Raw genomic sequence first — 21,004 nt, 5'->3', positions numbered from 1 at the left:
GATTATCTTTCCCGGCAACGATCTTGCCGTTTATTACCAAGGCAGCATGGGCAGCAAACAACCGAGCGATTTCTTCCCTGGTATACTCCTTTTTTCTTCAAATAGTAATGACCCTTGTATCCGGGGCACAGCCCATGGGTATGCTCCTTGGGGTCTTGCGGTTCTTCTCCTTCACACACAAGCTCATCAGGGCTCGGATAATTGTAACCAGAACCCTCAAGCCAACCGCAGTCAGGGTGTTGCTTGACACTACCACACTCGTTAATCATATCCAACAACTCCTCCTCGGTCTTCGGAGCGTATTCTTCGTCCGATTCGGAGTCAGAAGGATCCCAAGCATCAAGAGGCTTCTCCAGGAACTCTCGACATCGTTTGATCCCGAGACAGATCGCAAGAGGAATGACGATCACCGGATGAGGCGGCCTGATGCTAGGAATAAGGGGCGGGGGAGGGACAGGGAGCGGCACTGCTTGGCGCCCATCCGGGTCCGTGTAATGCAAGGGATTGTTGAGGGCATATGCGTACGCAGGCGCAACCCACTCAGGGTATTGCAACAACGGCTCCGGCTGCAGATATCTGCCAATACTCGGGTCGTAGTAGCGGTTCCAATTCTCGAAGAGGTCCGTCTCCGCGTCGTGGTACTGGCCGGGGAAGCGCAGCGGCATCCAGAAGGGTTGGGCTCCTGTCTGGTAGCGCTGGTACTCGTAGCCTTCAAGCACCACCCCCTGAGAGGTCGTGCTTGCCTTCCCACCGGGCCACGCCAGCCTTACGTTCGCGCGTCCCGTGAAAGGGGTCACCCAGTCCGACCAAGTCCGCCCTCGGCCCGTTCCCGACACGGACGCCAACACCATTCCCAGGTTCGCATCCACCACCTCCACCTGTCCCGCTGTCAGGTCCACCTTGTGGAACAGGGCCCGCATCTTCACGGACATCGCGTTGTTCGCCAGCGGAGACGTCCCCGTGGGTTGCACCATTGCGCCCAGCGTCTGGATGGAGGAACTGTCGTTGTCGAGCGGATGCGCTGTTTCCGCCACCAGTCCCACCCGGTTGACATGGCCGAACGGCTCGTAGTCCACCGCTCCCGCCACCTTCCCCTTTCCATCCAACATCAGCACCGGCTTGCCCAGGTGGTCCGTCACTGGGAAGTACACACCACATGCCGACGCCTCCCCGTTGCGCGTACAGTCCGCCGACGTGTCCGCCAGCCGCGTCCACGTGTTGCTCAGCTTGCCCCGCACCAGCACCACCGGCCGTCCGCCCAGCCACACGTAGTCGTCCTGCATGTAGTGCGCCACCGGTGTCACCACGTCGCTGCTTCCCCGGTCCACTAGCATCTGGTTGGCCCCCATGTAGAAGAACTCGTCGCTTGTTCCTCCTGGGTAGCTCTTCTGCCTCCGGCGTCCCAGCGCGTCGTAGTAGTAGTTGTAGAAAGCCCCATCCACTTCCACCGCCCGGAAGACACTCTCCGTGGCCACTCCCACCGACGGCCCGTACTCAAAAGCCAGGGTGGTGTCCTCGCCCAGGTCCGCCTTGCGCGTGACTCGCCCCTCGACGTCGTACGCCAGCGTGTACCCCAGCTGGCTGTTGGCCGCGATCGAGCCCCACCCCATCAGCCTGTCCTTGTGCCCCACACTGTCGGTCGCGTAGTTCAGGAAGTAGTTGGCGTCCTCGCTCGTCATGGCCGTCCGGTTTCCCCGTCTGTCATATGTATAAACCCGCGAGCCAAACGCTCCACCCGTCGCGCTGAAGTTGCCAGCAGTCCGGCCCGCCACCGTCAGACGCAACGTTCTATCGTAGGCGTACGTCTCCTGCATCGGCGTCGCATTCTGCCCCAGCAGGCACGTGTCCGTGCGCACCACCTGGTCCGCCTTCCACGTGTACGTCCGCTGGTAGATGTCGCCCGTGCCTGCCCCCATCGCCACGCTGCCCGAGGACACGCGCAGGCTGCGCAGCCGTCCCGTCAGGTCCGAGTTCGCCGCGGAGGGGAAGCTCGTGGAGCAGCCCGCGGGCAGCACCGAGCCGTCATCCCCCAGTCCGTACTCCACCGTCATGGCGCCACTCGCTCCGGGTTGGTTCAACGTGTAGCCCCGCAGCCCGCCATAGGGCTCCCAGGTGACATTGCTCAGCAACCGCCGCGTGGTCCACGCCGTGCCGTCGTACAGCGTCACGTCCACCGCGCTCACCCGGTTGGTGTTGCCTCCCGTCCCATACACATACGTCACCGTCCGCCCGTTCGGGTACGTCACCGACTGGAGGTTGCCATTGAGCGTGTAGGTATAGAGGGTGTGCGGGTTCGCGTTGGCCACGGAGCCACACGTCGTGGTCCCCGCTCTCACGCGAAATTCCCCCAGCACGTTGCCCCACAAGTCATACGAGAACCAAGTGGTGCCGAAAGAGTCCTCGCGGTAGCGGAGCCGACCCTTCGTGTACTTCACCGCCGGGCAACTCGAGGGAGGCGTTCCCTGGTCATCGTAACCCAGACGATAGAGCAACTCACTTCCCGTCGCATGCACCCGCTGGACAGAAACCAGGCGCGAGAGCATGTCATAGGTGGTGAAAACATACTCGCCGGCCTGACGCATGGCCGCCGTCTCCTTCACCACCTGATTGCCCTGGGCATCATAGGCGTAGCGCGCCGGGCCATCCGCGTGCGGCAGGAACACCTCCACCACCTGGCCGAAATCGTCATACGAGTACGTGGACGCGGGTTGGGCGCAGGTGGCGAACGTATCCGTCGACTGACAGCCCACCTTCACGCCGGCAACATTGCCCTGCACGTCATAGGAGAAGAGCGTCCGCTGGGAGACACCGTCCGCCGGGTACTCATCCACCTGCACCAAGCGGTTGGCCCGGTCATAGGCCAGCGAGGAGCACAACTGCGACAGAGGCGTGCCGTTCTCCAGCGGACCCATGCCCGTTTTCACCCCTCCGCACCACGCGGGCGGGTTGTTGAAGGCATGCCCCACTCCCGTGAGGTTGTCCGCGCCATCGAAGGACCTCGCCGCGCTGAAGCTCCCCGCGCCTTCTCCCCACTTGTTCCACGTCGGACGCTTGTGGGCATCCGCCGCATACTTCATCACCCGCCTCGTCTGGACCCCAGTCCCCGTCTGGAGCAGGAAACTCTCCTCTTTCAGCGTTCCATCCGGCCAGTAGGCGTAGACGGTCTTCTCCGTCCAGCCCGTCCCATCCGCCCCACGGGCATGCGCCACCCATTGAAGTTTGTCCGACATCGCGCCACTGGTGCAGCGCCCGTCTGGCGAGGCACCCGTACGGTAGCAGAAGACATGGAAGTCTTCCTCGGGATTGCTGATGTAGCTCAAGTACTTGTCGCTCTGATAGCCGTAGGTGATGAGCTTCGAGCGATACGCCTCATGGGCGCCCTCCTCCGTCCTCACGAGTCGGTCTTCATTGTAGAAGTTCTTGGTAAGCCGCCAATTGGCGTCAACGATGGACTCAATGCGGCTCCAACCGGAACCGAACTCGTGGTCGTACCCAGTCCCCAGGACGACCGAACTCGGGTCCACTGGGCCTCCAGCGGGGTAGACAAGCGTCTGGGACAACCGGTTGCCATGCGCGCTAGTGGCATTCGGCTCGAAATATACGTAGCGCGTCACAGGATAGGGCGTCGTCGTGGGGCAATCCGTGGCGGACTCGCTGGCCACCCAGCATGGACCATGAATCTCCCTCACCCGGCCCAATGGATCCTCCTGGTCTTCATTGAAGGTGGTGAGGAAGAAGGTGCCCACGAAACGGCGTTCGGTCGTCCAGGTGCCGTTGCTCCCGCGGACCCGCGTCCATCCGGAGCGAATGAGGGCCTTCGTGCGATTCGTTCCGGGAGCGTAGACGTGGAGCGTGCGCTTGCGATTCGTGGCTCCCCCCAGGACACTGGCCTCCTCCTCCACCTGCGGCAGTTGCTGACCGTTGGCGTAGGTATAGGTGTACTGTGTTTCCTCCAGGGCTCCCGTCCCAAGCATGTCCGAGGCACCCCGCTTGACACTGGCGAGCTCCAATCGGGGAGAGGCTTCGGGGGACAAGGAGTAGCCAAATACCTGCCAGTTGCCCCGCTTGTCCTTGCGCGCGATTTCCTTGCCGGGATTTCCGGGCGAGGAGCAGGTCCACTCCGAGCGAACCGAGCCCGGGCTGCAGGCACCACTCACCGTGCATGCATCCTGCGTCTGGTACATGCGCGGCGCGTTCTCCTGGCCATAGTTGGAAAGCGTTGCATAGGTGCTCAACAGGCCGGCGGCCCCCTCGGTGCCGTCACCCCGTCCCGCGTAGGAATCCACCGCCTGGCGCACCTGGGGCGTCCGGCCGCAGCAATTGGAACCCGGTTGGCAGGCCCCCGCCGTGGGCTCCCAGGAAAGCGCGGCACCATAGCCTCCTCCTGTCGCCGAGGCCACACGCCCATCCGCACCGTACGTATGCCGCACCAGCAGCACCCCCGCCTCGGAGCGCTGAAACTCTCCCGCCGTGTAGAGGTAGCGCTCCAGGCGCGAGCGTTTTTCCGCCGTTCCGATACGCCCTGGCCGCTCGACTCCCCCTTGTGTGGTGTAGGCGTACACCACTGACTCCTGCGGATGAGCTTGGTATGGCAGGGAGCGCACCCGGTCGATGACACAGTCCACGCCCCCCGCAGAACGCGCAAGCACACGGTAGTCGAAGCTCAGGCTCGCTCCCGCGGGGCTCTGCACACTGGAGAGATAGGGGACGCCCGGACTGCTTCCCGTCGCGCCCTGCGCACAGCCGGTCAGGTTGGGCTGGGCATAGTTCAACTGCGCCAGGTTGATTCCCGCTCCAGAGACCACCCGGGACAGGAAATAGCGGCGCCGCCCCTCTCGCGGTGCCAGGAACAGGGACTCATAGACCAGCAGAGTTCCATCCGACTGACGCAGCTCATAGCCCGTGGGCGTCCGCGTCAAGCGCTCTGGGCGGGACTGGTTTCCTTGCGCGGGCACGGCCTCGCAAGTCGAGCCCGCGCACGGCAGGAAACGCAACAGGCCTCCATCCGGCGTACGGACACTCCAGTGGTATTGGTGTTCCACCACGACGCTCAGCCAGTTGTGCCACCATTCCACGGACTCGGGATTGTTGGGGCTTCCGCCAAAGGGCTTGGGCACTCCCACCAGGGGCGCATCGTATATCCACTCATCGCCCCGCGAGCTGAACGTCCGCTCGAAGGTCAAGGTGGTGAGGCCATCCCCGACACTCAGGTCCTTCACCTGCTCGAAGCTGGAGCCCGAGGCGAGATTGACGGGATCGTAGCAATAGAGGCCTCGATTGCTTCCCACGGGCCCGCCCCCATCGATTTCCCCGGGCGCGCAGTCCTCGTCCACCGCGCCATCGCAATCGTTGTCCTGGCCGTCCGCACAGATTTCCGACCCACAGGACAAACCACCGTCGCCACCTGCGTCCGGACCCGTCGAGGTTCCACCGTCCTGCGGGCAGACCGTTCCACCGAACCCGTCTTCATCCGTCTGCCCATCGAGATCATTGTCCTGGCCATCACACACCTCGGATGGCGGCACCGGGTACTTGCACACCACGATGGGGTCGAAAAACTCATTCCCACTCACCGTCACCGTCAGTCGGGCCTCCAAATTGACGACACACTGTCCCTGGCCAAAGGCGCCTGGGCTCACGCAATCCAGGTCGCTGTTGCATTCCCACTGAGACCCTTTCGCGCAGGCATTGAATCCCCCGCTCTCAAGGAACACATAATCTTTGCGCTCGTGGGCAGGCACGTTGCCCGCGCCATCAGTGGCGTAAGCAGCACACTGCTTCCCCCCCACGGATTCGCCGGGGCACTCGCAGGTCCAGGTAACGACGGCCTGACTGGTTCCATCGGGACTGGTAACCAGTTCTTTATAGCCAAAATCGGCACGAGCGGAAGTCATGGCCAACAGACAGAACAGCGCGGCCAGACGAGCAGCAGACGGCCAGGATGCTCCAGACGACACGAGGAGCCTGGTGGAACAAGGAGAATTCTGATTCATCATGAATAGACACTCAGACAATAGAAGACAAACCTGGCTCGCGGACACACCCGCGCCGGCTCAACGAATGGTCTGGAAATGGGGCCTTACGGAACCGAGGTATCAGCCCTCGTGGTGGGTGGAACGCACAATCGCTTCTTGGATGCCGGGTAGAATTGAGAGCAGCGCCAATCCGAGGGACAGTCCGTCTGTGCCTGGCAGGACTGGCTGCACACGTATCCCTCATGGCGGCCGGGCTTCACGTGAAGGCAGATGCCCGACAGGCATGCGCTGGCTCCGTTCTCCCTGCAATCATCCCCCAGTGATTTCGTCGCCTTCTCGGCCCGCAGCGGACGAGGTTCCGTCAGCACTTGCGGCTCCACTTCGGCCAGAGGCGCGTTCTCTGTTTTTCCGCAGCCCGCCCAGACCCCAGCGGCGAGCCCCAACATGACAGCAATCCACTTCATGATTCTTTCTTTCTAGGAAAAGCGTCCTGGTCCATTGAGTGACCATCGCTTTTCGCAATCTCCGGCCACTGTCCTCTACCCCACCCTCCACGCAAGCGCTGTGAACGGGTTCACACCTTTCGCGAAAAGTCTCGATTGCACCCAGGGCGCTCGGACGCTCAGTTCCACGAGTGCCGCGTGCAACATCGAATCCCGAGAGACGTATCGATTGGTGGTAGAAGCGCGCGATGCGCAAGATCCCCCTTCTTCTCTTGTCGTTGTCACTCCTGTCGGCCTGTGCCGGCGAACAGGAACTCCGGGACGAAGCGACCCGCCGCGAGACAGCGCTCGCCACGCCCCTGCCCCGTCTCCGCGTGAGCGCCAATTCGCGCTACCTCGTCAAGGACGACGGCTCGCCGTTCTTCTACCTCGGAGACACGGCGTGGGAGCTCTTCCACCGGCTCAACCGCTCCGAGGCCGGGACGTATCTCCAGACGCGCGCGGACCAGGGCTTCACCGTGGTGCAGGCCGTGGCCGTGGCGGAGCTGGATGGGGTGAATACACCCAACGCCCAGGGGGACAAGCCATTCACGAACAACAACCCCGCGACTCCCTCGGTCACGCCGGGCGCCGACCCGGGTGACGCCACCCAGTATGACTATTGGGACCACGTCGACTTCATCGTCTCCGAGGCCGAGTCCCGGGGCATCTACACGGCGCTCTTGCCCACGTGGGCCAGCCACGTCCTGAACGGAACCCTCAACACCTCCAACGCCCAGGCCTACGGCCAGTTCCTCGGCAGCCGCTACGCCGGCAAGCCCATCATCTGGGTGCTCGGCGGAGACCGCTCCCCCGCGGGTTACGAGGCCGTGTGGCGCGCGCTCGCCAAGGGCATCGCCCTCGGCGTGTCCGGCACCGAGGACTACGCCCAGGTCCTCATGACCTACCACCCGCCGGGAGCCGCCACCTCCAGCACCTGGTTCCACCATGAGCCGTGGCTGGACTTCAACATGCGGCAGAACGGCCACTGCGCGAACACCGACGTCTGGAACCTCAACGCCTCCGATCTGGCCCTCTCCCCCAGCAAGCCCGTCCTGGACGGCGAGCCGCTCTATGAGCAGCACCCCATCTGCTTCAACGCGCCCACATATGGGTACTCGAACGACTACGAAGTCCGGAAGTATGCGTACTGGGACGTGTTCGCGGGGGCGTTCGGCCACACCTATGGCCACCACTCGGTCTGGCAGATGTACGCGCCGGGCCGCTCCCCGGTGAATGGTCCCCAGAACTCCTGGTCCGAGGCCCTCCTCCAACCGGGCGCCTCCCAGATGAAGTTCCTCCGCCGGCTCATCGAGTCCAGGCCGTTCCTCGTGCGCATCCCGGACCAGACCGTCCTCTCCACGAGCGCGGGCTCCGGCACGGCCCGGATCCAGGCCACCCGCGGCTCGGATGGCGGCTATGCCTTCGTCTACAGCGCCTCCGGGCAGTCCTTTGGCGTGAACATGAACAAGCTCTCCGGGGGCACGGTCCGGGCCTCCTGGTACGACCCGCGCAACGGGACCTCCACCCTGGTGGGCACGTTCCCCAACACGGGGACCCGGCAGTTCACTCCGCCGGGCAGCGGTGCCGGACAGGACTGGGTGCTGGTGCTGGATGACGCCTCGCGCGGCTTCCCGCTCCCGGGCGAGGTCGTGACACAGCCGCCCCCGAATGGCTCGTTCTACCGCGCCATCAACCTCAATGGCGCCGCCACCGTCATCGATGGCAGGAATTGGGAAGGCGGCGATGCTCCCAACTACACGTTCACGGGAACCGCTTTCGCCAACCAGGCCGTCACGCTCAACCCCGCCACCGACGCCAACCGCGCGGCGATGATCCGCTCCTCCATCTGGAGCACGTCGGCCGCGGTGCGGCTGCACGCGGTGCCCAGCGGCTCCTACACGGTGTACCTCTACACCTGGGAAGACAATGATCCGGAGACGTTCAGCGTCTACCTCGAGGGCTCCCTGGTGAAGGCCAACCACGTCAGCGGCCCGGCGGGGACGTGGGCCCGGCTCGGCCCGTGGACCGTCACGGTCACCGATGGCACCCTGGATCTGACCACCTCGGGCGGTGCGGCCAACCTCTCCGGCATCGAGGTTCTCGGCGCCGGGGGAGGCGGAAACACCTTCGTCCGTGGCGTCAACTTCAACGGGAGCGCGGTCACCATCGACGGCAATGCGTGGCAGTCCTACTCCACTGCCCTGGCCAATGGCCTTGGGGTGAACTCCCCCAACGTGACGACCACCACGGTGACGCCCAGCCCGGCGACGGACAGCGGCACGAGCGCCATGCTCAATTCCGCCATCTGGAAGATGAGCACGGATCTCCTGGTGAGTCAGTCGATCGCCAACGGCGACTACTCCGTCTCGCTCTGGATCATGGAGAACTACCAGTCCAACTCCCGCTCCTTCCGGATCCGCCTGGAGGGCACCGAGGTCGAGAGCGCGGCGGGCAGCCTGACGCTGGGGAGTTGGAAGAAGTACGGCCCCTATCCCGTGACGGTGGGTGATGGCGCGCTGAACGTGGACCTCGTCCACGTGAGTGGAGACCCCCACCTCATGGGAATGGCCATCTTCAAGTAGCACTGCCGCGCGAGGACCTATCGCAGGTGCGGCGGCTCACCGAGCCGCACCCGCGAGTCCAACCAGGGCAGGTTCAGGCCCTCCCCCCTGGTTGGTACTCGCAGACGTCCTGCTCGTCGTTCCACCTGCCTCCCGCGTCGAGGCACTGGTCGATTCGCCACCAGCGCCCGCAGGACGGGACAGCGAGCACGAGCAGCAGGAGCAGGACCACGGCGAGTGCAATCGAGAGTCGGCGATTCATGAGCCCCTCGGTATCTCAGTGCTCTAGGAGTCCAAACGAGCGCTGGTGAAGGTGGGAGGAAATTCCGTCGCCACATCAATACAGTCCTCGCCAGTGTAGATGGCGTAATGCCGGAGGTTGACGTGGTCCAGAACTCCCCCCGACTCCTCTCGAAGCCACTCCAGCCAACGAGAATGACCCACCAGGAAGACCCCCTCCGTGGAATAGGGCCTGCGCTCGTGCCAGGTGCGGAGGCGGTAGCTCTCGTTGACGTTCCGGTATCCCACGAACCCCTCGAAGGTCAGCTCGACAACGCGCTCGCTGGCGACATCGGCGAGGACGATTTTCAAGCCCAGGCGCGTGTCGGTCAGGCTCATGCATTCAAGCTCCTTGAACCCCGAGGTGCCCACGTCGATGGGGTTGTACGTCTCCGTCATGATGTCATGGGTCATATCGAATTTTCAGGCTCCCAGCATCTGCCTGATTTGAATGCTCCCCAGCCAGACACTCCAGCCTTTTCAAGAAATCCCAGGCGAGCTGGCACTGCTCCCGTCCATATTCAGGATCTTCCCTCCGGACATCCGCGTCAGAGAAAAAGTGCCACAGCTCATGCGGAACCTGATTGGAGACTTCCGGATTGCCGCGGATGGCCGACTGTACTCGAAGCGCCAGCTCGTCCCATGCACGCAAGTCTGACCGGGTCACCGCCGAGAGCTGTTTCGCCGCTTCAACGATGGCTCCATGGTCCGGGCCTCGGATGTTCCTCAGTGCGGCTTCCCTCTGCTCTTCGGTCAACGGTTCTCCCTCACTCCTGCTCATGGCCATCTCCACTCATCCCCGGCGGTCAATCCTTATCGCTCACAGGATAGCCCAAGACCTCCACAGCCACACCCAGGCGCGCGAAAAACTCCAGGTCCTCCACGGCAAGGGAAAGAGTTGGAACAAAGCTCTCTTTCGCCCCCACGAAAAGCCCGAAGCGTAGCCTGCTCCGGACACCCAGCTCCGCGAGCGCCGCGTGCACATCGCGCATCTGGTCGAGTGCACTCCGGACGGCTTGTACCGCCCCCTTCGGATTCTTGCCGTCGAAGAGGGTCAATGAGAACCCCGAATCCTCCAGCACCTTCCGCAAGAGGCCCTCATCACCCCGGTGCCAGGAATCCTCGCATTCAAGGGTCGGAAAGCGGTTCAAGAACCCATCGACATCGAAGTCACGGCCGGATACGAACCACGTCACGATACACATCAACTCTCTCCTGCTGCGGCTGGGTCGCCCATCGGGCGTGCGCTGCTCGTCGTCGAGCCATCCGCAGAAAGCAGCTTCGCCGCCTCAACAATGGCTTGGAGCTCCGGTCCTCGGATGTCCCTCCGTGCGGCTTCCCTCTGCTCTTCGCTCAAGGGCTCTCCCTGACTCATGCTCATGTTCCGATACTCTCCACCCTATGGGAGTGGGTTTGATATTCATCGCAATTCGGGCGGCCTCAGATGGGGATGCTCTTCCCAGAGCGGATTCATCACACCGTCCTGCATGAATCCCATGAGCCTTGCAACCCGAAGCCGGTAATCTCGGAACACCTCCTCCGACTCGGTCGTCTGGACCAGCCGAATCGACTCATTCAGCTGAGTTCCGATGGACAACATGAGGTCGGAAACAGCTTTCGCCGTTGAGTCCGTCATCTTCATTTCCCGTGGTCCCTCGCTATCTCAACGCCCTTTTCGTTCCCTGAACTCCGCTACAAAACCAAGGAGTTTCTTGATCGCCGCCAGATGGTCTCCGTTGCAGTCACGCAGATACTTCGCCACCCAGCCCTCCGGCGGGAACTCCTCCTTTTCAAAGCCAAGCCACTCCTGGAACTCCATGGCCTCGGCATCAACGACACCATTGTCAACAAGGCATGCTCGATAGCCAGCCATGAATCCGGCAAGCACATTCGCATCGGCGGAGCCGATATGCATTGCGATCCGTCCTTCATGGAGATCACGCCGCATCAGCATCAAGGCATCCAATAGCATCAGTCTCACCAGAGGCACAATCGGAGTTCGACTCACAACCCCTGCGCTCCTTCATTCCACTGCAAGAACACAAAAAAAACGCAAGGAGCCATGCGTACCTGAACATCTCGAACTCCCCTCGAAAAGCTCGAGTCAATCACGGGGCGGATCCACTGATTCGGCCGCAGTTGTTCCCCCCCACGGCGATCCGCTCGCCCGAGGGAGATATCGACGCCTTGCTTGAGCCCGCTCAAATCCCACACCTCCTGGCGAACAGCGGCCCCAAGACCCACCCCGGACCCCCGTGGGCTCATCGTACCCGAGGACCTCTCGCGTCCCTCCAACTTGTTCGGACGCCGCGACTGCTGCTAACGCTTCGCCCCATGATGGCCTCGATGACCTCCACCCCCTCTGTCACCTGGCCCGGCCGCGTTCTCGAGGGGCCGGCCGCGTGGCGTGGCGCGGACCTCGCCCGGAGCGAGACGTGGATCCACCGCTTCTCGTCCGGCGAGCTCGCCGAGCTGGACCAGGCACTCGCCGGAGTGCGCGGGCTGCCCCGCCCGGTACTCGACGTCACCCGGGACAACTTCGTCCTGCCCACGCTGGCCTCCACCCTGGCGCGCGTGAAGCACGAGCTGCTGCATGGCCGCGGCTTCATCCTCTTCCGGGGCCTGCCCACCGAGCACTACTCGCTCCCGGAGCTGGCCACGCTGTTCTGGGGGCTCGGCACGTACCTGGGCTCGGCCGTGTCACAGAACGCCCAGGGGCACGTGCTCGGACACGTGAAGGATCTGGGGTACGACGCCAACAACCCCAGCACGCGCCTCTACCAGACCAACCAGCGCCAGGGCTATCACACGGACTCCGCGGACATCGTGGGGCTGCTGTGCGTGCGCACCGCCATGCACGGAGGGCTCAGCAGCCTCGCCAGCACGGTGACCGTCTACAACGAGATGTACCGACGCCGGCCGGACCTCGCCCGCGTCCTCTTCGAGCCCTTCCACACGGACCATCGCAGCGAGTACCGGCCCGGCCACAAGCCCTACTTCTCCATCCCCGTGCTCAACTTCCACGCGGGCGAGCTCACGGGCATCTACCAGCGCCGCTACATCGAGTCCGCCCAGCGCTTCGAGGACGCTCCCCGGCTGACGCCCCAGCAGGTGGAGGCGCTCGATCTGTTCGACGCCCTGCTCGATGACCCCGCGCTGCACCTGGAGATGCGGCTCGAGCCCGGGGACATGCAGTTCATCCACAACCATCAGATCCTCCACGACCGGACGGCCTTCGAGGACTGGCCGGAGCCCGAGCGTCGGCGGCACCTGCTGCGGTTGTGGCTGTGCCCGCCGGATGGCCGTCCGCTGCCGCCGATCTTCACCGAGCGCTACGGCAGCGTGGAGGTGGGCCGGCGCGGCGGCGTCCACGTTCCCGCCAGCGAGCTCAAGGCGCCCCTCGGGGATTGAGTGCCTCCGGGGGGCTGGCCCAGGACCCCGCCCCATACACGGTGAACTCCACCTCCGCGCCAATGCCAACCAACAAGCGCATGGAGTGGAATGACAAGCCAAACCCCATCGAATGGGGCTCCGCACCCGCCTGGATGCCAATGTTCATCTGTCTCGACTCACATCCGTCCCAGAGCGCGCGTGCCTCGGGAGCAAGCGCGTGGATGAGTTCGACGAACCGGCGCATCGCATCGTCGATGTCCTCGGGGTGCTCGTGAAGCTCCAGGCTCGCGAAGTCCCCTTCATGATGCATCACGGTCATGGTGGGCTCGAGCGCTCGGACCAGCTCGGCGAGTCCCGAGCGGGCGCGCAGGTCGAGATCCACATTCAGGAAACGAGTCGTCGTCGGCTCGTCCGTCATTCCGTGGCTCACGAGCAGACGCGGTTGCGGCCCGCCGCCTTCGCCTCGTACAGCTTCGCGTCCGCCGCCCGCTTCAAGTCCACCGAGTCCCGGTGCCCCGACTCCAGCACCGCCACCCCCAGCGAGATGGAGATGGGAATCAGGGTGTTGTCGAACTCGAAGCGCTGTTTCTCCACCAGCCGGCGCGCCTTCTCCGCCAGCTTCACCGCGCCCAAGACGTCCACCTCGGGCAGCAGCATCCCGAACTCCTCCCCGCCATAGCGCGCGAACACGTCCTCGCGGCGGATGCGCGTGCGCAGCGTGGAGGCGAGCTGCTTGAGCACGTAGTCCCCCGCCAGGTGCCCGTGCTGATCATTCACCCGCTTGAAGTGATCCACATCGAACATCACCAGCGCCAGGCTGCGCTCGTAGCGGCGCGAGCGTGACACCTCGCGCTCCAGCGCCTCCTCGAAGTAGCGCCGGTTGTAGATCTGCGTCAGCCCGTCCATCGTCGTCAGCCGGTAGATCTCATCGTGGTACGCCGTCTCGATGTTCCCCCCGGCGATGAACTTGAAGATCGTCCGGCCAATCTTCACCAGGTCCCCGTTGCACAGGGGCGTCTCCCCCCGCACCGGCTCGTCGTTCACGAACGTGCCGTTCGTCGACTCCAGGTCCTTGATGAACACCCCCCGCGTGCTCGTGGTGATGCACGCATGGTTGCGGCTGATGGACTCCTGGTCCACCTGGATCTCCGCCTTGGCCGAGCGGCCAATGAGCGTCTCCGTCTTGCACAGGTCGTACTTGCGCCCCAGCTCCAGGCCGTAGATCACCACCAGCGCCGCATCGAGATCGACTGGCCGCTCGGAAATCTTCGAGATGACCGTGACGACGGTCTCGTTCTGACCCATGACTGTCAGGACGGTAGCCCAGGGATACCCTGGAAGCCAACTTCAGGGGGTGGCCACCAGGGCCGACCAGGCGACCCCGAGCTCACCCAGCCGCGACAGGTTCTCGTCTCGCGTCAGCGCCTCGAGCAACAACGGCTCGCCGTCCGGCAGCCCGCCCTCGCGCAGGGACCACGCCTGCAACTCCAGCGACGCGAAGGAGCCCAGGTGGTTGCCCTGGAACGTGCGATCCTCGAGCGGAGCGGGAGGCATGGGCAGGCGCACGCCCTGGGAGTCTCTCGACACGTCCAGCCACACCACCCACCGCCGCCCCGCCCCGTTGGAGAACACCGCGCGCAGCACCGTGCCCGGGGGAAGTGCCGGCGCCGCGGGGGGACGCAACCGCCGGCCCCCCTCGTCGTCCACCGGGGAGTAGCGCGCCCCCTCGGGCACGGGCAGGAACGGACCCCGGATCTCCACCGGAGCGGTGCCCGTGGGATCGAAGGGCAGCACCTTGAGCGAGCGATGGATGAGCCCGCTCCCCGCTCCCTCCGAGGAGGACGCCGTGAGGTGCAACACATAGGGACTGCCCTCGAGCCCATGGTGGGTGGGCGCCATGCGCACCCGCACGAACCCCGGCGAGGACAGGCCGGGCTGGGTGTCCGTGAGCGGGTCCGCTGGCGCCGTGTTCATCCCCAGGCCGAGTCCCAGGGGCACACCGCCCCGTCCCGGCACTCGTGCCGAGCCCAGCACCCACACGCTTTCCATGTAGCGGCCCTGGTAGCCAGGCAACGTGGGCACGCCCAGGACGAAGGGAAAGCCCAGCGCCATGCTCCGCCCCTCGGAGGAGAAGTCGGGAGCGAGCCGCGTGAAGGCCCCCGTGCCCTCTTGCAACGTGAAGCGCGCATCCCTCACCACCCAGGACTTGAAGGTGCGCAGCGTCGGCGTCACCCGCGCGAGCAGGGAGCCCACGTCCACCCCCCCCCCAACTGCAGCGCGTTGACGGGAAGCTCGCCCCCGAGCCCCCACGCCGTCCGCACGCCACAGGTGCCTTCCCGCGTGCGCGTCTCCTCGTCGCACACCCCCGCGCTCCCCCGCCCCTGGACGTCCAGTTCCCGCAGCGAGGAGCCCGCGAGCACCGCGAAGGCCCCCTCCGGCAACGTCGCCACCCGCCGCTGGCCGGCCGACGAGAAGTCCACCTGCCGCTCCGGCGCCAGCAGCGACGACGCCGCCGCGCCCGGCCCCTCGTCCGGCGAGGACAGCCCCGCCACCCCCAGGTGCATCGTCAGGCGCTCCGACAGGCCCTGGACCGTGCCCTCGAAGCCTCCAGTCCGTCCGGTGGGATTGCGCCTCAAGGGCAGGGACAGATCCCCAAGCCCCGTGTGCGCCACCGTGAGGTAGTCGAAGTCCTCGTGGAAGACGGAGACGCTGCCCGCCTCCGCTCCCCCAACGGGCAGCGCCACGCCGCCCTCGTCCGTGAGCGCCTCGACCGTCACCGCCCCCGCCGCGTCCGCCACCACCACCCGCGCACCGGGAATGGGACGGCCCGTCTGCTCGTCCGTCACCACCACGCGCATCCGCCCCGGCTCCAGCGCCTCCAACACCCGCACGCGCGCCGTGCACGCCGCGCCCCCCACCTCCGCCCGCACCGTCTCCCGCGCCTCGGACGTGGGCGCCGACAGCACGAAGGCGGAGCCCCCCGCGTCCACGCTCACGCTCGCCTCCAACGCCGTCCACTGCTCCTCGGTGGGCGCCACCGCCACCGGCTCGCCCGTCTCGTCCCACGCCAGTAGCGAGAAGCGCACCCTCGACCCCACCCGCCCCACCACATGGTCCGGCGTCACCCGGCACGTCCGGACCCGGTCCACCGCGGAGCGGGTGCACCGCCCATCGCGGCACACCTGCCCCGACGCCGCGCACGCCTCGTCCGCCGAGCACATCGCCTCCACGCACTGGTTGCCGTCGCACTGGCAGCCCAGCGGGTTGTCGTCACAGGCGGAGAGCCGGTACGCCGAGCCCCGCCTCGCCGCCGTGCAGTCCTCGCGCGTGCGGCACGCCGCCTGGCAGCGCGCGCTCGCCGTGTCGCAGATGAAGAACCGGGGATCCGGGCAGTCCTGATCCACCTGGCAGCTCCCCGGCATCGGCGGGGTCGCCTCCTGGGGACCCGGAAAGAACGAGGAGAATCCGTCGCCGGAGCAGGCGGCCATCCATACGGCACTCCACAGCAGCAGGGCGCATCGCACCAGAAGAGGGGCTGGATTCATCGGCGGCTCCGGTCGGGCATCCAGGCAAGCGGCACCCCTCGGGGGTTGTCAAGCCGGACCCGGAGCGGAGCGCCTGGGGGAGGACGGACGTTGGCATTCCGCGCGCCCCGGTCGATGATGCGCCCCATGGCCCGGCGCGATCCGCAGACCCTCGACCAGCTCCTTCCCCGTGTCCTGGCCCGCCTGGCCGAGCAGTCCGGCAAGGGCCGCACCCTCGGTCCGGTGTGGCGCGCCACGGTGGGGGACGCCATCGCCCGGCACTCCCGGCCCGCCTCGCTCGAGGGCGGCACCCTGGTGGTGTCCGTGGCCAGCGCCGAGTGGGCACTCACCCTGTCGCGCCAGGAGGACTCGCTGCGCGAGCAGCTCAACCACCGGCTGGGCCCCGGTGCGGTGTCCTCGCTCGTCTTCCAGTTGGAGTAGCCCCAGCGATGCTCGCCCTCGTCCTCGGCGCCCTCGTGGCCGCCACCCCCCTGACACCCACCGACATGGAGGAGCGCACGGCGCGCCATGTGCTCCAGGAGTTCGAGCGCGTGGGCCGGCGCTCGCCCCAGGTGGACCCGGCCCTCACCGAGGCGGCGCGCGTGCTGGCGCGCCGGGCGCTCGACGACAGCCCCGCGGGCGCGGTGGAGGAGCCCGCCCTCACCGAGGCCGTCAGCGACGCGGGCGGCGCCGACCCCACCCCCCGCTCCTATGTCGTGCGCGCCGGAGAGCGCGAGCACGCCCTGGGGACGATCCTCGAGCGCAAGGACTTGAGCCAGGAGCGCGCCACGCACCTGGGCGTGGGCGTGGCGGTGGAGGGCTCGCGCTCGGCCCTCGTGGTGTTGCTCGCCGAGCGCAAGGCCGTGCTCCAGCGCTTCCCCCGCGTCTTCGACACCCCCACCCCCCAGGGCCTGTGCGGCGAGTTCACCGCTCCCCTGCGCGGTGCCCAGGTGTTCGTCACCCTGCCGGATGGCCGCGTGGAGCGCGCCCCCCTCACGCGCCAGGAGGAGGCCTCCTTCTGCACCCGGCTGCTCTTCGCGCAGCCGGGCCGCTACACGGTGGAAGTCGTCGGCCGGGGGGAGCGGGGCCCGGAGGTGGCGGCGCTCTTCCTCGTGGAGGTGGGCACGCCCCGGCGACGCGGCGAGGGCACGCGCGTGGAGGAGCCCACCAGCGTGGAGGCGGCGCGCGAGGCGGTGCTCGAGCGCATCAACGCGCTGCGTCGCGCCCAGGGCCTGTCGCCGCTGAGCACCGACCGCACCCTGGAGGAGGTGGCCCAGGCCTACAGCGAGCGCATGGCGCGCGAGGGCTTCTTCGCCCACGTGGCGCCGGATGGCTCGGACTTGAGCAGCCGCTTGCGTGCCGCGGGGGCCCAGGCGCGCCTGTCCGGGGAGAACCTGGGCATGGCCTCCGGAGCGCTCGCCGCCCACGCGGGCATCGAACACAGCCCCGGCCACCGCAACAACCTGCTCGGCGCGCAGTACACCCACGTCGGCCTCGGCGTGAGCTTCCAGTCGGTGGATGGGCGCCCGCAGGTGCTGCTCACCGAGGTGTTCGCCTCGAGCGGTGGCGCCGCGCGTCCGGCGGATCCCCGCGAGGACGTCTACCAGGCACTCGCCGCCCACCGCGCCTCGCATGGACTGGCGCCCCTGCGGCGTCTGCCCTCCCTGGAGCGCATCGCCCTGGAGCAGGCCCGGCGGGCACTCGCCGCCAACGTGCCCCCCTCCCAACTGCCGGGAGAGCCGGTGCACGAGCGCGTCTTCCGGGCCTTGAATGACAATGCCCGGAGCGCCTCGGTGGACTTCTATGTGACGGACAATCCCTCGCGTTTACCAGATTCCAAGAATCTGGCTGATCGCAAGACAACCGTGATGGGTGTGGGCACCGTGCGCGGTGACTCCCCTACCTACGGAGAAGGGCGGTACTGGGTGGTGGTCATCTACGCCGCCACCCGTTGACGCGCTGGGCACGCGCGTCAGATGGCGCGGCGCTGGGTGGCGTAGGCCTCGATTCCCATCTGGGGAGGCGCCACCTGTTGGTTGAGCTGGCACTTCACGCAAGTGAAGGATTGCCAGCCACGACGCACCGCCTCGTCGAGACAGTTGTCGTAGTAGTTGCAGTTGAGGTTGCGGTGGGTCTCGACACCGGCACGCTTCGGACCGGCCTCGGGGTTGATGGTCTGCGGAAGATCAGTCGGACACGGCTTGAACATGGAACAGCGCCCTCCCTGTGAATCAGTCGTCCCCCCGTGACACGCTTCAGCCTTCGAGACAACCTCTCAGGTCATGCGATGCAACACGTCGCACACCCTAGAGAACAGCATTCACTTGTCGCAACCAACCCAGCTTCCCGGTGGTGGGTAGTCACCACTTCCGACTGGTGGCCGATTGCCCGGCCGTCGGCCAACAGTTCGGGTTGCTGGCGTTGCGGGGGGGGATCTAGGGCTTGTCGGCCCGTCTGTCAAACCGACCCCGGAGCAGGGAGACAGACATCCACGAAACGGGACAGGTGGGAATGTGTGCTCCCAGGCTCGTGTTGTGGTTCCCTTGGTCCGCGCGAAAGCAGTGGCTGAAGCAGTGGATAAGCGGAGCACAAGGAGAAGCGCATGCGACGGTGGACGGGCAGTGGGCTGCTGACGGTGATGGTGGGCACGGGGGCGTGGGCCCAGTCCGCCTCGACGCTGGAAGCCGTCCGGCTGCACCGCGCCGAGGCCCGGACCCAGGCGCGCCAGGAGCTCGAGGCGTGCGTGGCCCGCAAGTGCCCGGAACAAGGCCGGCTCGCCCTGCTCACCGGCACCCTCGCCCTGGCGGAGGGGGATGTAGCAGAAGCGCGCACCCTGCTGACGGGCGCCGAGGTCCCCGTGCTCTTGCGGCCCTACCTCGCCTACTACCAGGGACAAGCGCACTTCTACGCGGGGGACGCGGCGGCGGCGGCGGCGGCGTTCGCCCGGGCGTTGGAGAAGGCCCCCCCGGCACTGGCCCCCGAGGCCCGGGCCCGGCTGGGGGAGTCGCTGCTGGCCGCGGGCAAGGCGAAGGAGGCCGCTCCCATGCTGGAGGCCGCGGCCACCCAGGAGCCCAGCGCGGAGCTGCTCTTCCAGCGTGCCCAGGCACGCAAGGCCCTGGGCAACGCCTCCGGAGAGCAGGCGGACCTGCGCACCGTGGCGCTGCGCTACCCCACGCACCCCTACGGGGACGAGGCCCTGGGCCTGCTCGAGGCCCTCAAGCCCCCGCTCCGGCTGACACTCGCCGAGCACCTGCAGCGCGCCCAGGGGCTGTTGGACGCCGGAGAGGCCCGGCGCGCCCTGGAGGAGCTGGAGCGGGCCGAGGCCGCGAAGCTCGTGCGCGCCAAACCGGACCAGGCGCGCGTGGCGCTGGTGCGCGCCCAGGCGCTGTTCGCCACCGGCCAGAAGCCCAAGGCCGAGGAGGCCCTGGCCGTGGCGCGCAAAGGCCCCCCGGCGGTGGCCGCCGAGGCCGCCTATGTCACCGCCCGCCGGGCCATGAAGACGGACGACAACGCCACCGCCCGCAAGCTCATGCAGGCCCTGGAGAAGGAGTTCCCCAAGGAGGCCCCGGCCGACGAGGCGGGCTTCTTCGTGGGGTGGTTGGATCTCCAAGCGGGGCACTTCGCGGAGGCGGTGAAGGCCTTCACCGACTACGATCAGCGGCACGCGCGCTCGCGGCGCCGGGACGAGGCGATGTGGTACCGGGCGCTGGCGCACCTGCGGCTCGGGCAGTACCCCCAGGCGCGCGCGGTGCTGGACACCCTGGTGAGCACCTTCCCCCAGAGCAGCCTGGTGCCCCAGGCGCGCTACTGGGCGGCGCGCGGCCAGGCGCTCGAGGGCGCCTCGGCGGACGTCATCGGGCCCGCGTACGAGACCGTCATCACCAGCGCGCCCAACTCGTACTACGCCCTGCTCGCCACCGAGCGGCTGCGCGAGCTGGGCAGGAAGCCGCCCCCGCCCTTTCCCGAGGCGCCCCGGCCGCCCAAGGGCAACGAGGTGCCCGCGGAGCTGAAGCTGGCGGTGGCGCTCACCGAGGCGGGGCTGTTCCGCGACGCGGCCGAGGACGTGCGGGCCCGCGCCGGGCGCATCAAGGATCCGGAGCAGGCGCTGGCGTTCGCGGGCGCGCTCCTGCGGCTGGGCGAGTACGGCAACGCGCACATGGTGGCGGCGCGGCACCTGTGGGGCCGGGCGTTCGGCGCGCGCATGCCCGAGGCGCTCGCCGCCTTCTATCCCCGCGCCTTCGAGAACGCGGTGCAGAGCGAGGCGTCGCGCTACGAGGTGAGTCCCTACCTCGTCTGGGCCATCATGCGCCGCGAGAGCGCCTTCCGGCCCGAGGTGGCCAGCGCCGCGGACGCGCGGGGGCTGATGCAGGTGATTCCGCCCACCGCGCGCGCCATCGCCCGCAAGCTCGCCGAGCCGGAGCCCGCGCCCGCGGAGCTGTTCTCGCCCTCGCTGAGCATCCGGTATGGGGCATGGTACCTGTCGCAGTTGATGAAGCGCTTCGCCCACCCGGCGCTCGCGGCGGCCGCGTACAACGCGGGGCCCGAGGCGGCCGTCAAATGGGTGAAGGACAAGGGCGTGCTCCCGCTCGACTTGTTCGTCGAGGAGATTCCCTTCCGCGAGACGCGCGGCTACGTGAAGCAGGTGCTCGCGGACCTCTATCTCTATCAATCGTTCTACGGCAAGGACAGCTCGCCGCAACGTCTGTCATTGACGGTGCCCGTGCCCAACACCGAGGGCGTGGGCTTCTGACACGCCGGCTCAATCCCAGACACCATCCTGCCCCAAA

The 21,004-nt window shown here is 66.7% G+C and carries 17 protein-coding genes; 5 read left to right on the top strand and 12 right to left on the bottom strand.

Going from position 1 to position 21,004, the window contains the following annotated elements; translation table 11 throughout:
* Window positions 1-2: 2 nt before the first annotated feature.
* Window positions 3-5,579 (bottom strand): RHS repeat-associated core domain-containing protein, encoded by a 5,577-nt coding sequence (locus F0U63_RS20540; protein WP_395847605.1) that lies wholly within the window; start codon window positions 5,577-5,579, stop codon window positions 3-5.
* 1,087 nt (window positions 5,580-6,666) lie between these two features.
* Here F0U63_RS20540 and F0U63_RS20535 point away from each other — a divergent pair.
* Window positions 6,667-9,042: a glycoside hydrolase family 140 protein gene (locus tag F0U63_RS20535; protein ID WP_395847604.1), complete on the top strand. Its 2,376-nt coding sequence runs from the start codon at window positions 6,667-6,669 to the stop codon at window positions 9,040-9,042.
* A 73-nt stretch (window positions 9,043-9,115) separates the two neighbouring features.
* Here F0U63_RS20535 and F0U63_RS20530 read toward each other — a convergent pair whose 3' ends face one another.
* The 6 genes from F0U63_RS20530 to F0U63_RS20505 all read right to left on the bottom strand — a co-directional run bounded on the left by F0U63_RS20530 (window position 9,116) and on the right by F0U63_RS20505 (window position 11,254).
* Window positions 9,116-9,283 (bottom strand): hypothetical protein, encoded by a 168-nt coding sequence (locus F0U63_RS20530; protein WP_395847603.1) that lies wholly within the window; start codon window positions 9,281-9,283, stop codon window positions 9,116-9,118.
* 23 nt (window positions 9,284-9,306) lie between these two features.
* Window positions 9,307-9,714: a hypothetical protein gene (locus F0U63_RS20525; RefSeq protein WP_395847602.1), complete on the bottom strand. Its 408-nt coding sequence runs from the start codon at window positions 9,712-9,714 to the stop codon at window positions 9,307-9,309.
* The gene (locus F0U63_RS20520) at window positions 9,704-10,081 is read right to left on the bottom strand and encodes a hypothetical protein (protein ID WP_395847601.1); all 378 of its coding nucleotides are present in this window, start codon (window positions 10,079-10,081) and stop codon (window positions 9,704-9,706) included. Before F0U63_RS20520 ends, F0U63_RS20525 begins: the two co-directional genes overlap by 11 nt.
* A gap of 25 nt (window positions 10,082-10,106) precedes the next feature.
* Window positions 10,107-10,505 carry a hypothetical protein gene (locus tag F0U63_RS20515; RefSeq protein WP_395847600.1) on the bottom strand — a complete coding sequence of 133 codons (399 nt, stop codon included), beginning with the start codon at window positions 10,503-10,505 and terminating at the stop codon, window positions 10,107-10,109.
* Between the two features lie 215 nt (window positions 10,506-10,720).
* Window positions 10,721-10,942: a hypothetical protein gene (locus tag F0U63_RS20510; RefSeq protein WP_395847599.1), complete on the bottom strand. Its 222-nt coding sequence runs from the start codon at window positions 10,940-10,942 to the stop codon at window positions 10,721-10,723.
* A 21-nt stretch (window positions 10,943-10,963) separates the two neighbouring features.
* Window positions 10,964-11,254 carry a hypothetical protein gene (locus F0U63_RS20505; protein WP_395847598.1) on the bottom strand — a complete coding sequence of 97 codons (291 nt, stop codon included), beginning with the start codon at window positions 11,252-11,254 and terminating at the stop codon, window positions 10,964-10,966.
* A gap of 392 nt (window positions 11,255-11,646) precedes the next feature.
* On the opposite strand from F0U63_RS20505, the gene F0U63_RS20500 reads away from it, so the two are divergent.
* Window positions 11,647-12,711, top strand: a complete 1,065-nt coding sequence (locus F0U63_RS20500; protein WP_395847597.1) for a TauD/TfdA family dioxygenase — start codon at window positions 11,647-11,649, stop codon at window positions 12,709-12,711.
* On the opposite strand, the gene F0U63_RS20495 is transcribed toward F0U63_RS20500, so the two are convergent.
* Genes F0U63_RS20495 through F0U63_RS20480 form a run of 4 tightly spaced genes read right to left on the bottom strand, consistent with a single transcriptional unit; the run spans window position 12,689 to window position 16,181 of the window.
* Window positions 12,689-13,111 carry a hypothetical protein gene (locus tag F0U63_RS20495; protein ID WP_395847596.1) on the bottom strand — a complete coding sequence of 141 codons (423 nt, stop codon included), beginning with the start codon at window positions 13,109-13,111 and terminating at the stop codon, window positions 12,689-12,691. The genes F0U63_RS20500 and F0U63_RS20495 overlap by 23 nt on opposite strands.
* Window positions 13,112-13,119: 8 nt before the next feature.
* The gene (locus tag F0U63_RS20490; RefSeq protein WP_395847595.1) at window positions 13,120-13,998 is read right to left on the bottom strand and encodes a diguanylate cyclase; all 879 of its coding nucleotides are present in this window, start codon (window positions 13,996-13,998) and stop codon (window positions 13,120-13,122) included.
* A 42-nt stretch (window positions 13,999-14,040) separates the two neighbouring features.
* Window positions 14,041-14,952, bottom strand: a complete 912-nt coding sequence (locus F0U63_RS20485) for a hypothetical protein (RefSeq protein ID WP_395847594.1) — start codon at window positions 14,950-14,952, stop codon at window positions 14,041-14,043.
* A complete protein-coding gene (locus F0U63_RS20480; protein ID WP_395847593.1) occupies window positions 14,922-16,181 on the bottom strand; it encodes a hypothetical protein in 1,260 nt (419 codons plus the stop codon). The genes F0U63_RS20485 and F0U63_RS20480 overlap by 31 nt, the downstream gene beginning before the upstream one ends.
* Window positions 16,182-16,364: 183 nt before the next feature.
* On the opposite strand from F0U63_RS20480, the gene F0U63_RS20475 reads away from it, so the two are divergent.
* Both F0U63_RS20475 and F0U63_RS20470 read left to right on the top strand, forming a co-directional pair.
* The gene (locus tag F0U63_RS20475; protein WP_395847592.1) at window positions 16,365-16,658 is read left to right on the top strand and encodes a DUF721 domain-containing protein; all 294 of its coding nucleotides are present in this window, start codon (window positions 16,365-16,367) and stop codon (window positions 16,656-16,658) included.
* An 8-nt stretch (window positions 16,659-16,666) separates the two neighbouring features.
* The gene (locus tag F0U63_RS20470; RefSeq protein WP_395847591.1) at window positions 16,667-18,172 is read left to right on the top strand and encodes a CAP domain-containing protein; all 1,506 of its coding nucleotides are present in this window, start codon (window positions 16,667-16,669) and stop codon (window positions 18,170-18,172) included.
* Between the two features lie 17 nt (window positions 18,173-18,189).
* Here the strand turns inward: F0U63_RS20470 and F0U63_RS20465 are convergent, their stop codons facing one another.
* Window positions 18,190-18,426, bottom strand: a complete 237-nt coding sequence (locus F0U63_RS20465) for a hypothetical protein (RefSeq protein WP_002625343.1) — start codon at window positions 18,424-18,426, stop codon at window positions 18,190-18,192.
* Window positions 18,427-18,819: 393 nt separating this feature from the next.
* Here F0U63_RS20465 and F0U63_RS20460 point away from each other — a divergent pair, with 393 nt between their 5' ends.
* Window positions 18,820-20,967 carry a transglycosylase SLT domain-containing protein gene (locus F0U63_RS20460; protein ID WP_395847590.1) on the top strand — a complete coding sequence of 716 codons (2,148 nt, stop codon included), beginning with the start codon at window positions 18,820-18,822 and terminating at the stop codon, window positions 20,965-20,967.
* Window positions 20,968-21,004 lie beyond the last annotated feature (37 nt).

The sequence above is a fragment of the Cystobacter fuscus genome, from assembly GCF_044360685.1.
Classification (GTDB): Bacteria; Myxococcota; Myxococcia; order Myxococcales; family Myxococcaceae; genus Cystobacter; species Cystobacter fuscus_C.
This window is presented reverse-complemented; position numbering and strand designations above follow the sequence as displayed.